We start from the raw sequence: 18,481 nt of genomic DNA, 5'->3' as shown, positions 1-18,481 counted from the left end.
TCATGTTCATCTGCCTATCCTTAACTCTCTATAGAGTAAATTGAGATAGGCAGTTACACAAAATTAGTTACAGTCTCGTATTTTCCTCTCTTTTTCAACCGATAAAAGAACACGATAATCTTATTTCCGCCACGCTATATGACAACGACTATCAAGTCATTTCCACTATTCAACCTGATTCCTTAAGCCAGCTTTCCAATCAATCTGTTCCACTTGATCCTGCAGAAATTCCATTTGGTGTTACGCAATACGACAATGTTATCACTGCCCATCAAATTGTAGGCAGTAGCCTATACCCACTTGGACATGTTGTTCTTTATGTGGATATTGGAGACACCATGGCGGCAAGTTCAGCCCGCCAGCTCATTAAGCAAGTGCCTATCGTTATCGCGGTTTGGCTGCTTTGCACTGGCACTTGTGTCTTTATTTTATACCGTTTGATTTCTCCTATTGGGTCGCTGAGGCAGTTTACTCAAGAAGTATTTGAGTCAAAAGACTATGCGCTGCGCAGTTCACTTAATACATCTAATGAAATTGGACAGTTATCGAATAACATTAATAGTTTATTGGATACCATTGAAGTTGAGTTACTTATCAACTTTGAGCAAAAGCAAACATTGGTTGATCAACAAGAAACCATGTCTCGTCTGGCAAACTTCGATAGTTTAACCGGTCTTCCCAATCGACAGTTTGTTCTCGATAACTTAAGACTTGAGCTAGCCAGAGCCAAAAGAAATGATGAAGACTTACTGCTCCTGTTTTTTGATTTAGATGGGTTTAAGGGCATCAATGATTCTTTAGGACATGAAACCGGAGATCTCATTCTCATAGAGGTTGCTGACAGAGTTCAGTGTTTGCTGCGCGACGGCGATTTATTCGCGCGACTGGGAGGGGATGAGTTCTTAGTACTGCCCGATAGAGATGTGACTACTGACCAAGCGCAAAGCTTGGCAACGCGACTTATTACCGCATTTGATGAGCCTTTTGAACTGCGTGGCTTATCACTAACGGTAGGTTTAAGCGTTGGAATCGCTACGGCTTCCGATGCGGGCTACGACCTAAGCGAACTGATGAGCAATGCAGACCTTGCAATGTATCGCTCAAAAGCGCGAGGGCGGGGCAGCTACACACTGTTTACACCTGATATGGTTGAGTCGCATAAGCGTAAACTCCACTTAGCTAACGGTATTGAGCAAGGAATCAGCAACGATGAGTTTGTTGTTTATTACCAGGTTAAAGTTAACAACGAAGGGAACGTAATCGGCGTAGAAGCGCTTATTCGTTGGCAACATCCTGAATTTGGCTTGGTCATGCCGAACGAGTTTATCCCAATTGCTGAGCAGGGCGGTAAGATCACTGCAATTACCCGTTGGGTAATTAAGCGCGTTTGTATTGATATGCCAGATTTAAAACAATGGGCCACGTCTCCGTTTAGAGCCTCAATCAATTTATCTGGACATGATTTGCGAAGCTCGCAGCTGTTTGACTACATCTACAATACTTTCAAGCTCTATGACATCAACCCAGAAAACATTGAATTTGAAGTGACAGAAAGTGCGTATCTAGAAAACTTTACTCTTTCAAACAAGTTCTTCAGACGCATCGGAAATATGGGGTGCGCCATAGCTCTAGATGATTTTGGAACGGGTTACTCCTCGTTAAGTTACCTGACGCAAATCAATATCGACACGCTAAAAGTTGACCGACAGTTTGTAATGGAAATTCAAACTTCAGAACGAAGCCGTCTTGTGACTGGGGCAATTATTGATTTGGCGAAAAGACTGTCACTCTCGGTATGTGCTGAGGGCATAGAAAACCTTGAACAGTGGAATTATCTTAGAGAGCATGGATGTGACAATGTGCAAGGATTTATGTTTAGCAAGCCCATCCCCTTATCGGAGCTCACTTGCTCTCCCTCCCATTACAGCGATAGTAGTTTCTCTGTATAGCAAGGCATCGATAAAACCACTTTGACATACAGTGTTTCAAAGTGGTGTTTCTTTTTTGCAACATTTAACTTGTATGCTGAGTGCTTAATAGTACATTTGTTTATATATGCCTATGTTTTTATTGTGCTTTTTCTTTTTGGTCTGAAAATCGCATAAGCAGTTTGAATGCAATTATGATAGTGGTTAATTGAAGACTAGTGGTAGTATCCATGAGCTTTAACAGCAGCATAACCTGATAACACAGGGCTGGTATCAAAGCGGATTGAGAAGGATTTTAAAAGCGTTTAGCGGAGGATTCATGATGAAACGTCTCGAAAAAGTTTTCTTAGCACTTTGTGCTGTTGCTGCAGTACAAGCCATTTCAGTAGCGGACGCGTACGCAAGTCCAGCGCGCTCGTTGATGCAGGAATTAGACACAGATAAAGATGGTCTGATATCACTTAAAGAAGCGGTTCGACACACAGGTCTACTGCGTAACTTTGGGCTGATTGATGACAACGAAGATGGCAAACTTTCCGAAGCCGAATTGGCAAAAAGCAAGTTGACGCCAGGCAATGAAAAGCTCACAGCAAGTGAGTAGATAAAATAATATATTTAAGAGGGTAAGGTTCTGATAAACAAGGTTTCGTTTGGTGAACGCTTGGTACAACTTGGTTCACTAAGGCAGTTGACGCTAGGTAGTTTTGTACTGGCCCTTATTCCTCTTATAGCCTTACTTTGGCAAAGTCAAAGCGACTTAGCCAAAGTGGGTCAAATGACAACACTTGAAACACGGTTTGTTGTCGATGTTGTTAGCGACATGCAAAGACTCGATAACGCGGTCGTTGACGTAGAGCGCAGCATTCGCCAATTTGCTGTGTTGAGAAATGATAGGGTGGCATCCCTTTCTGATAACGCCATCGATCAATTTGCCGTGGCCGCTGACAATCTATGTCAGGCTCTCTCGGTACCAACTACCTGCACGCGACTTTCAGAACAGCTAAATCAATTAGCCGAATATCGAGCGATTGAAGACCAGCTTTTACTTAATGCCTACCTTGCGTCAGTGGGCGATAGCGTCGACCAGCTTCGCGACGATGTAGAAGCCGCTATTACTGAACGTGTCAAAGTCCAGCAAGATGACTTAAATGCCATGCAAGCAAAACAAGCTTGGTCTACAGCTATGCTTGTAAGCGTTTCGTTATTGCTAATACTGATGGGGAGTCAACTTATTGTGAACCCCGTTAACAACTTAAAAAAGATTATAAGGATCATGGCCCACAGCGATGGTCAGCTTCCACCCCTTTCAAGACAAGCGCCAAAAGAACTGATTGATGTAGAGAAAGATTTACATTGGCTTTATGATCGACTACAGCAGTTGGAGCATATTAGAACCGCCTTGCTGCGACACGCGGCTCACGAGCTCAAAACTCCGCTTGCCAGCATTAAAGAAGGCTGCAGCTTGTTGTCTGAAAACGTGGTGGGCGAGTTGAATAACAGTCAACGCGAAGTACTTTCGCTACTTACTGCTAGCACGCAAAGGCTCAACACGCTGGTGGAAAAGTTGCTCGACTACAACCTGCTGTTGCAACAAGCTCAGCCAAAAATGGTACAAAGTGACGTTAGTAAGTTAGTTTCTGCTTGTTTAGAAGATTACGCGCTCGCCATTCAGGATAGAGAAGTGGAAGTAAAGATAACTGCGTCCGAGGTACGTATAGACGAGGAGCTGTTTAGAAGAATACTTGATAACTTGGTGTCCAATGCAGTCGCGCATGGCGCAGTGGGAAGACCGATAAATATTAGCCTTTATAACGAAAACGATAATCTTGTACTGGATGTTGCCAATCGCGGTAAGCGTATTGCTCCAGAGTCAGTACATACTTTATTTGAACCTTTTATCCGAGGAACCGAGCCGAGAAACGACAATGTCATTGGGACGGGTTTAGGGTTATCAATTGTTGCCGATTGCGCTCGACTGATGCATGGTGATGTGCGTGTTGTAGATGTAGACTATGCCGATGTTTGCTTTAGAGTGACCATTGGGCAACAGGAAAAATAAAATGAGAATAAGTGGTTTAATTGTCGCCTTACTGGTGCTGACAGGATGTCAGAGTTTAACCAGAAACAACGACAACGCAGGTGAGCCAGAAAAGGTGACGCCTGTAGCTAAAATAGAACGTGGCCTTTGTTTATTTGTTGAGCCTCCACAGGGGTTCGAGCACAATTGCGATGCAACCTATTGGCTTAACGCGTGGATTGACGCGGCCAACCAACCTTGGTTAGAGCGTAAGCAAGCATTAAAAGCGTTAGGTGATACAGCATCTGACACGCTTCACGCCTACGTTTTAACACTACCAACAGATACACCTTATCAAGACAGGTTGCGCGCGCAGCTTGCGTTAAATGATATTGCTGGAACATTTACACCCACTGCGCAAGAAGTGGTGACTGTTATTGCTGCGTCGCACAACAATCAGATTATGCAGCTTGAATCTGCCATGGTGGTGTTGGAGCAAGAAAATACTTCTCGTGGCGAGAAAGTAAAAGCACTTGAAATTGAAGCAGTTAACCTGCGCAAAAAACTAGAAGAATTGTTGCAGATTGAAGCAACACTGATGGATAAAAACAGGAGTACACAACAGTGAGCGAAAAGGCGAGTAGTAACCCTAACTTATTGTTGGTAGATGACGATAAGAGCTTATTGCGCTTATTAACCATTCGTCTGGAAGGCGAAGGTTATGAGGTGACCGCAGTGGAAGACGGTCAATCAGCGTTAAGAAAGCTTCAAAACGACAACTACGATGTAGTATTGAGTGACTTGCGTATGCCGGGCTTAGATGGTCTGAGTTTGTTTGAAGAAATTATGGGAATTAGAAAAGATATTCCTGTAATTCTGATGACGGCTCACGGCACCATTGCTGATGCGGTAGCAGCCACTCAGCGTGGTGTATTTGGGTTTTTGCCTAAACCTGTCGATCACGACGAATTACGCGCGCTGCTGCAAAAAGCACTTAGCCAGTCTCAAGCTGCACAGCCTGGGGATTGGGCAAAGGACATCATTACCCGTTCTCCAGAAATGCTAAATGTACTAGACCAGGCGTTCCGCATAGCTCAGCGTGAAGTGTCTGTGCTTATTAGCGGCGCGAGCGGTACAGGTAAAGAGTTACTTGCTAATGCCATTCATAAAGCCAGTAACCGCAGCGACAAACCATTTGTGGCTATTAACTGTGGAGCATTACCTGAAAACTTGCTTGAGTCTGAGCTATTTGGTCATGCCAAAGGTGCGTTTACCGGTGCCGTAGCTGCTCACCCTGGTCTGTTTAGAGAAGCCGACGGCGGTACCTTGTTCTTGGATGAGATTGGCGATATGCCGATGACGCTGCAGGTAAAACTGCTGCGTGCATTACAAGAGCGCCAAATTCGTCCAGTAGGTAGCAGCAAGCACGTAGACATCGATGTGCGTATCATTTCTGCAACGCACAAAGACTTGCACAAAGAAATGGAAGAAGGCACCTTCCGCGAAGATTTATATTACCGTCTAAACGTGGTGAACCTAAAACTTCCGTCGCTGAAATCGCGAAGTGAAGATATTCCACTTCTGGCTCGCTCGCTGTTGCAGCAAAGCGCACAGCGTCATGGCGTGAATGTAAGCCAATTTTCTGATGACGCGATGCAACAGCTGGTAACCTCATCTTGGCCAGGTAACGTACGTCAGCTTGTTAACGTGGTTGAGCAGTGTGTTGCGTTAACGCAAACGCCGGTTATTCCGCTTCACTTAGTAGAGCAAGCCTTGTCAGCCACTAAGCAAAGCTGGCCAACGCTTACAGAAGCGCGCGATGCGTTTGAACAGCAATACTTGCACAAGCTTCTAAAAATGACCGACGGCAACGTAACGCGCGCGGCAGAGCTTGCTGGTAGAAATAGAACTGATATGCACAAGCTTATGAAAAAGCACGAGCTAGACGCAGCTGATTTCAGATAGACATAGTCGAGCTTAGAGAGTTATTAAACGCATCACTTTTTAGTGATGCGTTTTTGTTTTGCGATACGAAAAGCGTAGGGCTGGAGTTATGCTGGAAGGTGCTCTGAAAAAATAATGGTTTCAACTGTGCGGGCGTGGTTTTTTAAGCTTTCTATCTCAACATCTAAAAAGTCACGTGGTTCATCAAACAGTAGGCATAACGTACCCAATTCATAGCCATCTTTGTTGCGCAAGATAGCACCTGCGTAAGCTCTTATGAAAGGGCTGCCAGTAACCAGCGGGTTATTAGCGAATAGCTTATCGGCTTTAGCGTCGGAAACAATTAAGTATTCTTCTTCGGCTATCGCGTAGGTGCAAAACGAGATATTACGCGGTGTTTCGGTAGCATCCATACACTGGCGGGACTTAAACCATTGGCGATCTTCTGCAACAAGGCTTACCAAGCAGGTTTTAGCATTAAATTCTTCTTGTACAGCTTTGGTGAGCTCGTCAAGTTGTTCGCTTGGGGAAGTATCTAAAATATCTAGCGATTCAAGCGCAGCAATACGCGCTTTCTCATATTCATGGTTCATTGAGGCTATTTCACGGTAAATAATGGTGTAGTACCAAAATAGATAAGAGCAGTAGTTTACCGCTGAATTAGAAAAACGCTATCTATTAAAAAATATTGATAGGCTCAATGTCAGTTGCTCGTCATCAAAACAGTGAATTCTGCTCTGGTTGAGTTTTAATAGACAGGTTATTTAGCGCGAGTGATGGAGTAGTGTTGTTATACAAATCGATAAACTGCTGCGCTAACCAGGGAGCATCTTTGTTGTCTGGGCGGTGACAAAAAAAGTACACGTCTTTTCCTTCACTTTGCCAAATCTTCACTTTTTTCACCCAAGGCAATAAACAGCGTTGGTTGTCATCATCAACATCATTGCCTACAAAGCGCACAATGGGAGTCTGGCCTGTAGCAATAACGTTTACCGGTACACGAGGCTTTTTCTCTCGCACTTCCTCTAGCATCGCTCGTCTATTGTTTCCCCCTGCGTCTAAAGAGCCAGTGAAAAGCGCTCGGGTGTCCATAATGATTCTATTCACACCGTGGCGGATCAAAAGTTGGTTAAGCGCCTTTTCCTCATCACCCTTAGCGAAAAATGCCAGGTGGCGCACCTCAACCGCTATGTTTAATTCTTGAGGTAACGCCGCTAAAAAAGTATCTAAAATGGATAGCTTTTCTGGCCCAAAAGATGCGGGTAGTTGCAGCATCATGACTCCTAGCTTTTCTTTAAGCGGGCTTAATAAAGCAAGCTGTTGGGCAACCTCTTCATCACAATGCTGTAATTGGTGTACATGAGTAATGTTCTGGTGAAACTTGAAAGTAAACCTGAAGTGGTCGGGTGTTGAATTGCACCACCTTGCTACAGCGTCTTGGTGGGGAAGAGAATAAAATGTGGTATTCCCTTCAACCGTATTACACTCCTTGGCATACAGCGACAATCCATTATCAGACTTGGGATAATTAACAAACCACGTGCTTGGCCAATGGCTGTGTTGCCACATTGGCAATCCAATATAGAGATTTCCTTGTGATATGGCTGATTTGTGCATATTTGTCATTGGGCTTTATCAAGCATTTGTTTATACTATGCGGCCTTTAAATCATTACATTATGCATGTTGTGGGCGGGCCAGCTAATTGGCCAGCAAGTTTACGCGATTTTTGGCAAAGTCTTAAGCCTAAAAGTAAGCGGTTTTGAACGCCAATTTACTGCATGCGAAGCAAGAAAAAACATCAGGGGTCAAGGACCATGCGCACAGATTACTGTGGGAATATCGATTCATCATACATTGGACAAGAAGTTACCCTTTGCGGGTGGGTTAATAAGCGTCGCGATTTAGGCGGTGTAATTTTCATCGACTTACGCGACCGCGAAGGTATCGTACAAGTGGTGTTCGACCCAGATTTACCAGACGTGCTATCGGTAGCTAACACGTTGCGTAGCGAATTCTGTGTAAAGCTAACGGGTAAAGTGCGTGCGCGCCCTGAAGGTCAAGTTAACAAAGACATGCGCACAGGTGAGATTGAGATCCTAGGCACAGGCCTTGAAGTGATCAACAAGTCTGACGTGCTTCCACTGGACTGGAACCAAGAAAACTCAGAAGAACAGCGCCTTCGCTATCGTTATCTAGATCTTCGCCGTCCTGTTATGAGCCAGCGCTTACAATTTCGTGCAAAAGTAACCGGTGCTGTACGTCGCTTCCTAGAAGAAGAAGGTTTCCTTGATATTGAAACGCCTATTCTCACTAAGGCAACGCCAGAAGGTGCACGTGACTACCTAGTGCCAAGCCGCACACACAAAGGTGAATTCTTTGCACTTCCGCAGTCGCCACAGCTTTTCAAACAGCTTCTAATGATGTCGGGCATGGACCGTTACTATCAAATCGTTAAGTGCTTCCGCGACGAAGACTTACGTGCCGACCGTCAGCCAGAATTTACCCAAATCGATATCGAAACCACGTTCTTAGATGCCGATGGCGTAATGTCTATTACAGAGCGCATGATCCGCGACCTGTTCAACAAAATGCTAAACGTGGACCTTGGCGACTTCCCGCGCATGACGTACGCCGATGCCATGACGCGCTTTGGTAGCGATAAGCCAGACCTACGTAACCCGCTTGAGTTAACAGATGTTGCAGACCTGCTTGCTAACGTTGACTTTAAAGTATTCAGCGGCCCGGCAAACGACCCGAAAGGTCGCGTTGCGGCTATTCGCGTACCTGGCGGTGCGTCACTTTCGCGCAAGCAAATTGACGAATACACCAAGTTCGTAGGTATTTACGGCGCGAAAGGCCTAGCTTGGATTAAAGTTAACGATGCTGGTGCTGGTCTTGAAGGCCTGCAGTCGCCAATTCTTAAATTCCTAACGGAAGACATCACTAACGCCATGCTAGAGCGCACTGGCGCACAAAGTGGCGATATTTTATTGTTCGGTGCTGACAGCTACACTGTGGTAACCGAAGCGATGGGCGCACTTCGTCTTAAGCTTGGTGAAGACTTTGAGCTTCTTGAAGGCGAGTGGAAACCACTTTGGGTTGTTGACTTCCCAATGTTTGAAGAATTTGACGGTCAGCTTCACGCTATTCACCACCCGTTTACTGCGCCACGTGGTTTAACGCCAGAAGAACTTAAAGCTAACCCAGCAGAAGCCTTATCTGACGCTTACGATATGGTATTGAACGGTGTTGAATTAGGCGGTGGTTCTGTACGTATTCATAATGAAGACATGCAGTCCGCGGTATTTAACATTCTTGGCATTGACGATGAAGAAGCGAAGAACAAGTTTGGCTTCTTGCTTGACGCGCTGCGCTTTGGTGCGCCGCCGCATGCAGGTCTTGCGTTTGGTCTAGACCGTTTGGTAATGCTTATGACTGGCGCGACGTCTATCCGTGATGTTATGGCATTCCCTAAAACCACCACAGCGGCATGTCCTTTAACATCGGCGCCTAGCCCTGCGAACCCACAGCAGCTTGAAGAGCTCGCTATTGCAACGGTGAAAAAGCAATCGTAATTTATGGCGTATAAGAAGCCTGAATCTGCACTGGTAGTGTTGTACGACCAACACTATCGAGTGCTGCTTTTGCAACGACAAGACGACCCCACCTTTTGGCAGTCGGTAACCGGCGCGTTAGAAGAGGGGGAGTTACCCTTAGAAACGGCATATCGTGAAGTGTGTGAAGAAATTGGCATCGATGCCAAAGCGCACGGTTTCGTGGTTAACGACCACGATAAGCAAAACCAATATGAAATTCGTAGCCGCTGGTTACATCGTTATCCTCCTGGTACTGTGCACAACACAGAACACGTATTTTCCCTTCAAATAAACAGCGATTTACCCCTTGTCTTAACCGAGCACTTACAGTACGAATGGGTGTCGAAAGACGAAGCGCTCGCGCGTTTATGGTCTCCCTCTAATAAAGAAGCGGTATCTTTGTTTGTACCGAGTGTGCCTTAGTGGTTATACTGGGTATAGATCCAGGTTCTCGGATCACAGGCTACGGTTTAATTGCACGCAAGCAGGGTAAACTGGTGTATGTAGCAAGCGGATGTATTCGCGTTGGAACGGCAGATTTGCCTTCTCGTCTTGCTAATATCTTTACCGGGGTTGGCGATATTATTCGTCAATATAAACCCGACCAGTTTGCTATTGAGCAAGTATTTATGGCGAAAAACCCTGATTCAGCGCTGAAGCTTGGTCAGGCCAGAGGGGCCGCCATTGTGGCAGCCACCCAAGCGCAACTTCCTGTTGCTGAATACAGCGCAAGGCAAATTAAGCAGTCGGTAGTTGGAAAAGGTGGCGCAGATAAAACGCAAGTTCAGCACATGGTAAAACACCTGCTGAATTTAAGCGGCACGCCACAGGCCGATGCTGCCGATGCATTAGCCGTTGCCTTGTGTCATGCACACACTGAACAGAGCCTGATAAACATGGCAGGGCAAGCCCGAAAAACCGTTCGTGGTCGTTTGCGCTAATACTGCTCGAAGCTCACGCTTTTACAGAGATAATTCATGATTGGACGAATTCGCGGTACGTTGGCTGAGAAACAGCCTCCAGAAATTCTTGTAGATGTAGCCGGTGTTGGCTACGAAATTCACATGCCTATGACCAGTTTCTACCAGCTTCCCGCGGTGGGTGAAGAAGTGGTGGTGTACACACACTTTGTGGTTCGTGAAGACGCCCAATTGCTGTTTGGTTTTGCTGATAAAATGGAAAGAGGGCTTTTCCGAGAATTGATCAAAGCCAATGGTGTAGGCCCGAAGTTAGGCCTTGCTATTTTATCTGGTATGTCAGCAAGCCAGTTCTTAGCAAGCGTACAAAACGAAGATGTTTCTGCTCTCGTCAGCTTACCGGGTATAGGTAAGAAAACCGCAGAGCGTTTAGTGGTAGAGCTTAAAGACCGCCTAGCAAAATTTGGCAAGGCGCAGAGTATTGCTGTACCGCCCCCAAGTGGCGACTTGTTATCCACCAACACTATTGTTGCTGTAAACGACGCTCGGGAAGAAGCGCAAAGCGCGCTTATTGCACTAGGCTATAAACCTGCTCAAGCGAGCAAGTTAGTCGACAGCGTATATAAAGAGGGCATGGAAAGCGAAGCCCTTATTCGCGAATCATTAAAAGCGGCCATATAATGGCGCTCAACGAAGACAGCGGTTCTTAGTCTGACTGTCTTCACGTCACCGTTTAAAGTAGAACTATCATGATTGAAGCCGACAGACTGATTACGCCTGAAGCAAGCACCGAAGACGAGGTCATCGACCGCGCCATTCGCCCTAAAATGCTGGAAGACTATACGGGGCAGCCTCACGTATGTGAGCAAATGGAAATTTTTATTCAAGCTGCGCGTAATCGCGACGATGCGCTAGACCATCTACTTATTTTTGGTCCGCCAGGACTGGGTAAAACCACGCTTGCGAATATTGTCGCAAATGAAATGGGCGTGAACATTAAAACCACGTCAGGCCCTGTGCTTGAGAAAGCTGGCGACTTGGCTGCACTGCTTACCAACCTTGAGCGCAATGATGTATTGTTCATAGACGAAATACATCGCTTAAGTCCAGTGGTAGAAGAAATTCTTTATCCTGCCATGGAAGACTACCAGCTTGATATTATGATAGGCGAGGGGCCTGCCGCCCGTTCAATTAAGCTAGACCTTCCTCCTTTTACGCTGGTAGGCGCTACAACCCGAGCAGGCTCATTAACGTCGCCATTACGGGACCGTTTCGGTATTGTACAACGCCTTGAATTTTACAACGTAAAAGACCTCACTAGCATTGTTGCAAGAAGCGCAAGCTATCTTAATTTAGAAATGAATGAGGAAGGTGCACAGGAAGTCGCTCGTCGCTCTAGAGGTACACCTCGTATCGCAAATCGCTTACTTCGCCGTGTTCGAGACTATGCCGAAATAAAATCTGACGGCACTGTGGGCGCTGATGTCGCTGCTAAAGCCCTAGACATGCTTGATGTAGACAAAGAAGGCTTTGATTACATGGACCGCAAATTGCTTACTGCTATTATTGAAAAGTTCGATGGTGGTCCAGTAGGTTTAGATAACTTGGCAGCAGCCATTGGTGAAGAAAAAGAAACCATAGAAGATGTGATTGAACCCTTTCTTATTCAGCAGGGCTTCTTACAGCGCACCCCGCGTGGTCGTATTGTGTCACAGCGCGCTTATCTGCACTTTGGCTTTACTCCGTCAGAATAATCTATCGCTTTGTTTAACAGGATATAGGTTTGTACTAGAGGCCTAGCTGGATAGCTGGGCTTTTTTAGGCTTAGTAAATAGCGTAAGCGAAAGTTACGCTGGATTAGAAACTAAGTCGACTCTTGGTAGAGCGCGAGGGTAAAGCGTACGGCTAGTGTGGATGCCGTTTATCTTGCTAGATACAAGTGACAAACTACAGGCAAAAAAAAGCCCGCTCAGTGAGCGGGCTAAAACAACAAGTGTTGAAGGAAATAAATCCAGGGAACTCATGTCTAACAGGAGAATAACTCTTGCATGACCGTGCTAAGCACCATCACGCTCTGTACGACTGATGCTGTGCATTATAGGGAGAGCAGAAAAAACTACAATTGAGTAAAATTGTTGGTTTGAATTAGAAAAACTAATGTGTTAACTGGGTGTTTAATATTGGTTTACTTTTGATTAAATGTTAGCTTTGGTGGGGCTTGTGGAGTGTTTTTGTTCTGCATTTTGTCGCACTAATTAGTTGTTTTAACTCCGCTTTGGATTATTAAATTTTTGGGTGAAGGAATAGTTATGCATTTACATCAGGTAAGAGTGTATTACGAAGATACCGACGCAGGCGGTATCGTCTATTATGCGAATTACCTAAAGTTTATGGAGCGAGCCCGTACAGAGTGGCTTCGCGAGCTAGGTTTTGAACAAGACACGCTGATGGAACAATCCATCGCTTTCGTCGTCAAACACGTTGAAATGCATAACTATGCGCCTGCACGGTTCAATCAACTGTTGAGTATTGAAACTCGCGTTGTAGAATTGAAAGGCGCTAGTATGACGTTTCAACAAATTATTAAAAATGAACAAGGCGTTACATTGGTATCGGGAGATATCAAGGTTGCCTGCGTCGATTTGGCCGTTATGAAGCCAAAAAGATTACCACGTACTTTGTTAGGGGAAATTTCGCGTGTCATCTGATCTCACTTTTATTGGCTTGTTTTTACAAGCGAGTTTTATTGTTCAACTAGTTATGCTTTTGTTGCTAAGCGTGTCGATAGCGTCGTGGACGTTTATCTTCCAACGCAGTAAAGCGTTGTCGGCGGCACGCAACGAAATGCGTCAGTTTGAAGACAAGTTCTGGTCAGGCGCTGACCTTAACCGTCTTTATCAAGAGCTTTCCGCCAGAACTAACCTAACAGGCATGGGCAGCATCTTTTGCTCAGGCTTTAAAGAGTTTGTTCGCCTGCGCAAGTCTAACACCGCTACCAACGGCATAGTTGATGGTACATACCGTGCCATGCGCGTTTCTATGTCTCGTCAAGTCGAAGAACTAGAAAGTCGTCTACCCTTTTTAGCCACGGCGGGCTCAATTAGTCCTTACATCGGTCTATTTGGAACTGTGTGGGGGATCATGAATGCCTTCATCGCATTAGGTGAAGTGCAGCAAGCTACCCTTGCAATGGTAGCGCCAGGCATTGCAGAGGCGCTTATTGCAACTGCTATTGGCCTATTTGCCGCTATTCCTGCGGTCATTGCCTACAACCGTTTCAGTCATCAGGTTGAGAAGCTAGAAAATAGCTACGGCAACTTCATGGAAGAGTTCTCAGCAATTCTTCATCGCCAAGCCGTTGCTGCGCAAGCACAACAACAAGCCTAAGCGTTTACATTCCAAACGGAGGACTTGTTATGTATGTAAGAAAACGCCGCAGGCCGGTATCAGAGATAAACGTAGTGCCCTACATCGACGTGATGTTGGTGTTGCTTATTATCTTTATGGTAACGGCGCCGCTTATTTCTCAAGGGGTAAAGGTAGATTTGCCTAAAGCAAGCGCTAACCCGATAGAGCAAGAAGATACACCGCCAATTATTGCGTCAGTGGATGTTAAAGGTCGCTACTTCCTTAATGTAGGCGAAGACCAGGAATCGCCAATTAGCGCAGATGAGCTTGGCGCTATAGTAAAAGCACAATTGACCAAAGAGCCCAATACGCCCGTAGTAGTAAAGGGGGATGGGCAAGTAGCGTATAACGAAGTGATACAGCTAATGGTGTTATTACAGCAGGCGGGTGTGCCTTCAGTAGGGTTAATGACGGATCCGGTTGAGTAATATAGATATGTCGAAACCTGAAGTGTCGAAAAGCACGTCAACCGCTAGCCACTCAAACAACGCGAGTAACGGTGTAAGTGGTGATAAAAAGAACGGCAAAAGTGCCAAGCAAGCCAACAGTATAAGCCCAGAACAAGTAGGCTTGTACAAGTCCATTGGTTTGCATCTTTTTATTGCTGCGCTGTTGCTAATTAGCGTCAGTTTCTCTCCTGACCCGTTGCCAAGTATGCCGTCGAATGCGCCTGTGATAGAAGCGACGTTTATTGATGCGCAAGCGATTGCGGATCAAAAAAGGGAGCAGGCACAAGCTGAAGCTCAAGCAAGAGCCGAAGAGCAAGAAAGGCAGAGAAAAGCAGAAGCCGCGGCAGAGAAAAAACGCCAGCAGCAGCTAGCAGCCAAGCGTGCGAAAGAGAAGCGTGAAGCAGAAGCGGCTGAAGCGAAACGTCAGAAAGACTTGGAGCGCTTAGCGGCGCAGAAGGAACAAGAGCGTAAGGAGCGCGAAGCAAAAGCGAAAGCTGAGGCTGAGCGAAAGAAAAAAGAAGCAGCTGAACGCGCTGAAATGGAAAGGATCATGCAAGAGCAGCTTGCGAAAGAACAAGCTGCTCAGCAAGAACGTAGGCGAAAACAGGTACTTACTGAAGTAGAGCGTTATACCGCGCTTATTCAGCAAACCATAAAGCGCAATTTGTATTCAGACGACAGCTATCAAGGAAAAACCTGTCGATTGAATATTCGGTTAGCAACGACAGGGTTTGTTACTAGTATTCGTGTACTCGGCGGCAATGATGCGCTGTGTAGAGCGGCTGAAAGCGCGGTTCGCAGGGCCGAAAAGTTACCGGTATCTGATGCGCCAGACGTTTACGAGCAGTTAAAAGACATTACTTTAAAAGTGGAATTATAGTGGTATGAAAAAACTAGGTTTATGGATAGCGCTTATTACGATGGCATTCAGTGCCAACGTGTTTGCATCCTTAGAAATTGTGATAACCGAGGGCGTAGATAGTGCACGTCCAATCGGGGTTGTGCCATTTAAATGGAAAGGTCAGGGCAGTATGCCTGGCGATATTTCTAAAGTGGTGATGGCCGACTTAATGCGTAGTGGTAAGTTCAATCCGGTATCTGTCGACAAAATGCCACAGTACCCGGAGACAGCGGAGCAAGTGTCTTTCACCGCATGGGCAACCTTAGGTGTAGACACGGTTTTAGTAGGAAGTATTGAGCCACAAGGAGGCGACCGCTACCTTGTATCCTATGAGTTGATTGATGTACTTAAAGGGCAAGTTGACAATGGGCAGGCTAAAGTACTTAAAGACGGCAATTTGGTATCGAGTAATGATCACGTACTTGCTGCCCGTCAGGCAGTAATTAACGGTCGAGATTTTCGCCAGTATGCGCATCGAATTAGCGACATTGTATATGAAAAATTGACCGGTGTTCGCGGTGCATTTTTAACGAAAATTGCTTACGTCATTGTTCGCGACCGTGACACGGTTGAAAAGCCTTACCAATTAGTCATTGCAGACTACGATGGCGAGAACGAAACGCGCTTGTTGTCTTCGCCAGAGCCGCTTATGTCGCCAGTGTGGTCGCCTGATGGCGAGAAGCTTGCCTACGTTAGTTTTGAAAATCGTAGACCGCAAATATTCATTCAGAATATCTACACCAGCGAGCGTACGCGCATTACTGATTTCCCTGGAATAAATAGTAGCCCGGTGTTTTCACCAGATGGCAAGCAACTTGCAATGGTTTTATCGAAAGATGGAAACCCTGAACTCTATGTGATGGACTTAGCGACAAAAAATCTTCGCAGAGTAACACGAAATAGAGCGATTGATACGGAGCCCGCGTGGCTACCAGACGGCAGTGGGTTAATATTTAGCTCGGAACGGGGTGGTAAACCCCAGATATATAGCGTAAATTTAAATTCTGGGAAAGTAAGGCGAGTTACCTTTGTAGGTGAACAGAACCTTGGCGGTACGATTTCCCCAGACGGCAAGCAAATGATTATGGTAAACCAAACTAATGGGAACTATCACATTGCTAAGCAGTCTTTGGATGGTGGATCACCTCAAGTACTGACACGGACGTACTTAGATGAATCACCAAGTGTAGCGCCGAATGGAAGCATGATTATATACAGCACCCTTCACGAGGGAACCCAAGTGTTGTCACTGGTTTCTTTAGATGGGCGTTTTAAAGCTAGGTTACCAGCAGCCAATGGGCAAGTTAAATCGCCAAGTTGGTCACCATTTTTGTTCTAACAATTTAACGACTAAACAATAAAATTTAAGGATTAGTAGGATGCAAATGAATAAAGTGATGAAGAGCTTCATTATCGCATTGCCAGTAGTGACAATGATGGCATGTTCTTCAGGCCCTAGCGAAGAAGAATTGGCAGCAGAGCGTAACCGCCTTGCACAAGAACAAGCGGCTGCAGAAGCGGAAGCACGTGAAGCAGAAGCACAGCGCGTTAAAGCAGAAGCTGCACAGCGTATGAAGCGTCAGGAAGAAATGGTTCAGCAAGAAATGGAAGCGCTGAAGAACGAACAAACCGTTTACTTTGACTTTGACCGCTCAAGCATCAAGCCAGAGTTCCAGCGTATTCTAGACAAGCACGCGGCGTTCTTGGTGAAAAACCCAAGCACTAAAGTGACTATTGAAGGTCACACTGACAGCCGTGGTACGCCAGAGTACAACATTGCGCTAGGCGAACGTCGTGCACAGTCTGTTGAAACTTACCTACTTAATGCTGGCGTAAGCAGCAGCCAAGTAACAGTAGTTTCATACGGCGAAGAAAAACCAGCAGTGATGGGTTCTACTGAGTATGCATTTGCTCAAAACCGTCGCGGAGTGGTTGTTTACCGCTAATGACTATTCTAACGAATAAGACATTAAAAATGGGCGTCACTTTATGTGCCGCCCTTGCTGTTTCTACCGCATTTGCGCAAGCGCCTGTGGTAGACGCCAATGGCGGCAGTGAATTAGAACAGCGTATTGTTGTATTAGAGCGTATTGTTAAGAGCCGAACCGAAATGCAACACAGGCTTCAAACGCAATTAGACAATATGCAAATGGAAGTCGACCAGCTGCGTGGTGCGGTTGAAGTTAATACCAATGAACTTCAAAAAGTACTTGAGCGTCAGCGTGAGCTTTACCTTGAAATAGATAAACGCGTGGAAGCACTTAAGCAAAGCGGCGCGCTACAAGGTAGTGCCATGCCTAGTGCAGGTGTTGATTCGGGCTCTGTGAGCTCTCCAACAGCACCTACGCCAACGCAAGCTCCGCAAGCAGGTGAAGATGAAGCCTACGAAAATGCGGTGAATTTGATCCTTAAGTCTCGTGAGTACGATAAAGCCATTCCTGCGTTTCAATCGTTCATTTCACGCTTTCCCAACAGTGGTTACGCACCAAACGCGCACTATTGGTTAGGGCAACTGCTGTTTAATAAGCAGCAGTGGAGCGAAGCAAGTGAGCAATTTAATATTGTAGCTAATCGCTTTACCGATTCTTCCAAGCGCCCTGATGCGTTATTAAAACTAGGTGTCATTGCTGAGCGAACGGGAGACAGTTCAACAGCACGTCAGCTGTTCCAACAAGTTGTAAATGATTACCCTGATTCATCGGCAAAACGCCTCGCTGAATCTCGGTTAAATAACTTGTAATGAACAAAGCCTCTTTTAAAGAGGCTTTTTTATGAGTTAGAGAAAAGTTTTTTTCAAAAAATTCCATTTAGAGTGCATAAAACTTCTGCACCAAATTTCACTGTATTTCGTAGAAACCTGACTAAACTCAATTAGTACTGGTATAAATACTCAGCGATTTGTTTTCATTTTGACCGTTTAGTCGTAATTTGACAGAAAAATGAAAATAAAAAGACGTTATGGGTTGCGTCGAATAAAAATCTGAGTATTATATGCCGCCGTTGCCAAGACACAGGCAACAACAGGAAAGAAAGGGTCGTTAGCTCAGTTGGTAGAGCAGTTGACTTTTAATCAATTGGTCGCTGGTTCGAATCCAGCACGACCCACCACTTTCTCTCCTAGCATCAAATGATGGGTCGTTAGCTCAGTTGGTAGAGCAGTTGACTTTTAATCAATTGGTCGCTGGTTCGAATCCAGCACGACCCACCATCATTTGAATTGCGAAACTTATCTGTGTGTCACTTGATGGGTCGTTAGCTCAGTTGGTAGAGCAGTTGACTTTTAATCAATTGGTCGCTGGTTCGAATCCAGCACGACCCA

Annotated in this window: 19 protein-coding genes and 3 tRNA genes; 20 read left to right on the top strand and 2 right to left on the bottom strand. The window is 45.6% G+C overall.

Features of this window, described 5'->3' with window-relative positions; translation table 11 throughout:
* Positions 1-338: 338 nt before the first annotated feature.
* The 5 genes from NO989_RS19195 (at position 339) to NO989_RS19175 (ending at position 5,910) form a co-directional block, all read left to right on the top strand.
* Positions 339-1,949, top strand: coding sequence for an EAL domain-containing protein (locus NO989_RS19195; protein ID WP_371343031.1), 1,611 nt, complete (start codon positions 339-341; stop codon positions 1,947-1,949).
* Between the two features lie 298 nt (positions 1,950-2,247).
* Positions 2,248-2,529 (top strand): calcium-binding protein, encoded by a 282-nt coding sequence (locus NO989_RS19190; protein ID WP_223866688.1) that lies wholly within the window; start codon positions 2,248-2,250, stop codon positions 2,527-2,529.
* 60 nt (positions 2,530-2,589) lie between these two features.
* The gene (locus tag NO989_RS19185; RefSeq protein WP_014948855.1) at positions 2,590-3,987 is read left to right on the top strand and encodes a sensor histidine kinase KdpD; all 1,398 of its coding nucleotides are present in this window, start codon (positions 2,590-2,592) and stop codon (positions 3,985-3,987) included.
* 1 nt (position 3,988) lies between these two features.
* Entirely contained in the window at positions 3,989-4,573 is a 585-nt protein-coding gene (locus NO989_RS19180; protein WP_014948856.1) for a hypothetical protein, read from the top strand.
* On the top strand, positions 4,570-5,910 hold the full coding sequence (locus NO989_RS19175) for a sigma 54-interacting transcriptional regulator (RefSeq protein ID WP_014948857.1): 1,341 nt from the start codon (positions 4,570-4,572) through the stop codon (positions 5,908-5,910). The genes NO989_RS19180 and NO989_RS19175 overlap by 4 nt, the downstream gene beginning before the upstream one ends.
* An 86-nt stretch (positions 5,911-5,996) precedes the next feature.
* Here NO989_RS19175 and NO989_RS19170 read toward each other — a convergent pair whose 3' ends face one another.
* Both NO989_RS19170 and NO989_RS19165 read right to left on the bottom strand, forming a co-directional pair.
* The gene (locus NO989_RS19170) at positions 5,997-6,482 is read right to left on the bottom strand and encodes a GAF domain-containing protein (RefSeq protein WP_239245648.1); all 486 of its coding nucleotides are present in this window, start codon (positions 6,480-6,482) and stop codon (positions 5,997-5,999) included.
* A gap of 124 nt (positions 6,483-6,606) precedes the next feature.
* The gene (locus NO989_RS19165; protein ID WP_371343030.1) at positions 6,607-7,458 is read right to left on the bottom strand and encodes a DUF72 domain-containing protein; all 852 of its coding nucleotides are present in this window, start codon (positions 7,456-7,458) and stop codon (positions 6,607-6,609) included.
* A 247-nt stretch (positions 7,459-7,705) separates the two neighbouring features.
* On the opposite strand from NO989_RS19165, the gene aspS reads away from it, so the two are divergent.
* The 15 genes from aspS to NO989_RS19090 all read left to right on the top strand — a co-directional run bounded on the left by aspS (position 7,706) and on the right by NO989_RS19090 (position 18,481).
* Complete coding sequence (aspS, locus tag NO989_RS19160) at positions 7,706-9,466, top strand: aspartate--tRNA ligase (protein ID WP_371343029.1); 1,761 nt, start codon at positions 7,706-7,708, stop codon at positions 9,464-9,466.
* Positions 9,467-9,469: 3 nt separating this feature from the next.
* Positions 9,470-9,910 (top strand): dihydroneopterin triphosphate diphosphatase, encoded by a 441-nt coding sequence (gene nudB / locus NO989_RS19155; protein WP_014948861.1) that lies wholly within the window; start codon positions 9,470-9,472, stop codon positions 9,908-9,910.
* Positions 9,910-10,428, top strand: coding sequence for a crossover junction endodeoxyribonuclease RuvC (gene ruvC / locus NO989_RS19150; protein WP_014948862.1), 519 nt, complete (start codon positions 9,910-9,912; stop codon positions 10,426-10,428). The genes nudB and ruvC overlap by 1 nt, the downstream gene beginning before the upstream one ends.
* 36 nt (positions 10,429-10,464) lie before the next feature.
* A complete protein-coding gene (gene ruvA, locus NO989_RS19145; protein ID WP_014948863.1) occupies positions 10,465-11,085 on the top strand; it encodes a Holliday junction branch migration protein RuvA in 621 nt (206 codons plus the stop codon).
* A 68-nt stretch (positions 11,086-11,153) separates the two neighbouring features.
* Positions 11,154-12,158: a Holliday junction branch migration DNA helicase RuvB gene (gene ruvB, locus NO989_RS19140; protein WP_156086136.1), complete on the top strand. Its 1,005-nt coding sequence runs from the start codon at positions 11,154-11,156 to the stop codon at positions 12,156-12,158.
* 555 nt (positions 12,159-12,713) lie between these two features.
* Positions 12,714-13,112, top strand: coding sequence for a tol-pal system-associated acyl-CoA thioesterase (gene ybgC, locus NO989_RS19135; protein ID WP_014948865.1), 399 nt, complete (start codon positions 12,714-12,716; stop codon positions 13,110-13,112).
* Positions 13,102-13,791: a protein TolQ gene (gene tolQ, locus NO989_RS19130; protein ID WP_014948866.1), complete on the top strand. Its 690-nt coding sequence runs from the start codon at positions 13,102-13,104 to the stop codon at positions 13,789-13,791. The genes ybgC and tolQ overlap by 11 nt, the downstream gene beginning before the upstream one ends.
* 29 nt (positions 13,792-13,820) lie before the next feature.
* Positions 13,821-14,240 carry a protein TolR gene (tolR, locus tag NO989_RS19125; RefSeq protein ID WP_105931903.1) on the top strand — a complete coding sequence of 140 codons (420 nt, stop codon included), beginning with the start codon at positions 13,821-13,823 and terminating at the stop codon, positions 14,238-14,240.
* A 7-nt stretch (positions 14,241-14,247) separates the two neighbouring features.
* Entirely contained in the window at positions 14,248-15,141 is an 894-nt protein-coding gene (gene tolA, locus NO989_RS19120; protein WP_014978756.1) for a cell envelope integrity protein TolA, read from the top strand.
* Between the two features lie 4 nt (positions 15,142-15,145).
* Positions 15,146-16,501: a Tol-Pal system beta propeller repeat protein TolB gene (gene tolB / locus NO989_RS19115; RefSeq protein WP_342313366.1), complete on the top strand. Its 1,356-nt coding sequence runs from the start codon at positions 15,146-15,148 to the stop codon at positions 16,499-16,501.
* A 40-nt stretch (positions 16,502-16,541) separates the two neighbouring features.
* The gene (pal, locus tag NO989_RS19110) at positions 16,542-17,108 is read left to right on the top strand and encodes a peptidoglycan-associated lipoprotein Pal (RefSeq protein ID WP_014948870.1); all 567 of its coding nucleotides are present in this window, start codon (positions 16,542-16,544) and stop codon (positions 17,106-17,108) included.
* On the top strand, positions 17,108-17,902 hold the full coding sequence (ybgF, locus tag NO989_RS19105; protein ID WP_239245657.1) for a tol-pal system protein YbgF: 795 nt from the start codon (positions 17,108-17,110) through the stop codon (positions 17,900-17,902). Before pal ends, ybgF begins: the two co-directional genes overlap by 1 nt.
* Before the next feature lie 292 nt (positions 17,903-18,194).
* Positions 18,195-18,270: transfer RNA gene (locus NO989_RS19100), tRNA-Lys, on the top strand.
* Between the two features lie 24 nt (positions 18,271-18,294).
* Positions 18,295-18,370: transfer RNA gene (locus NO989_RS19095), tRNA-Lys, on the top strand.
* 38 nt (positions 18,371-18,408) lie between these two features.
* Positions 18,409-18,481: transfer RNA gene (locus NO989_RS19090), tRNA-Lys, on the top strand.

The organism is Alteromonas sp. DY56-G5 (genome assembly GCF_041414725.1).
Classification (GTDB): Bacteria; Pseudomonadota; Gammaproteobacteria; order Enterobacterales; family Alteromonadaceae; genus Alteromonas; species Alteromonas macleodii.
This window is presented reverse-complemented; position numbering and strand designations above follow the sequence as displayed.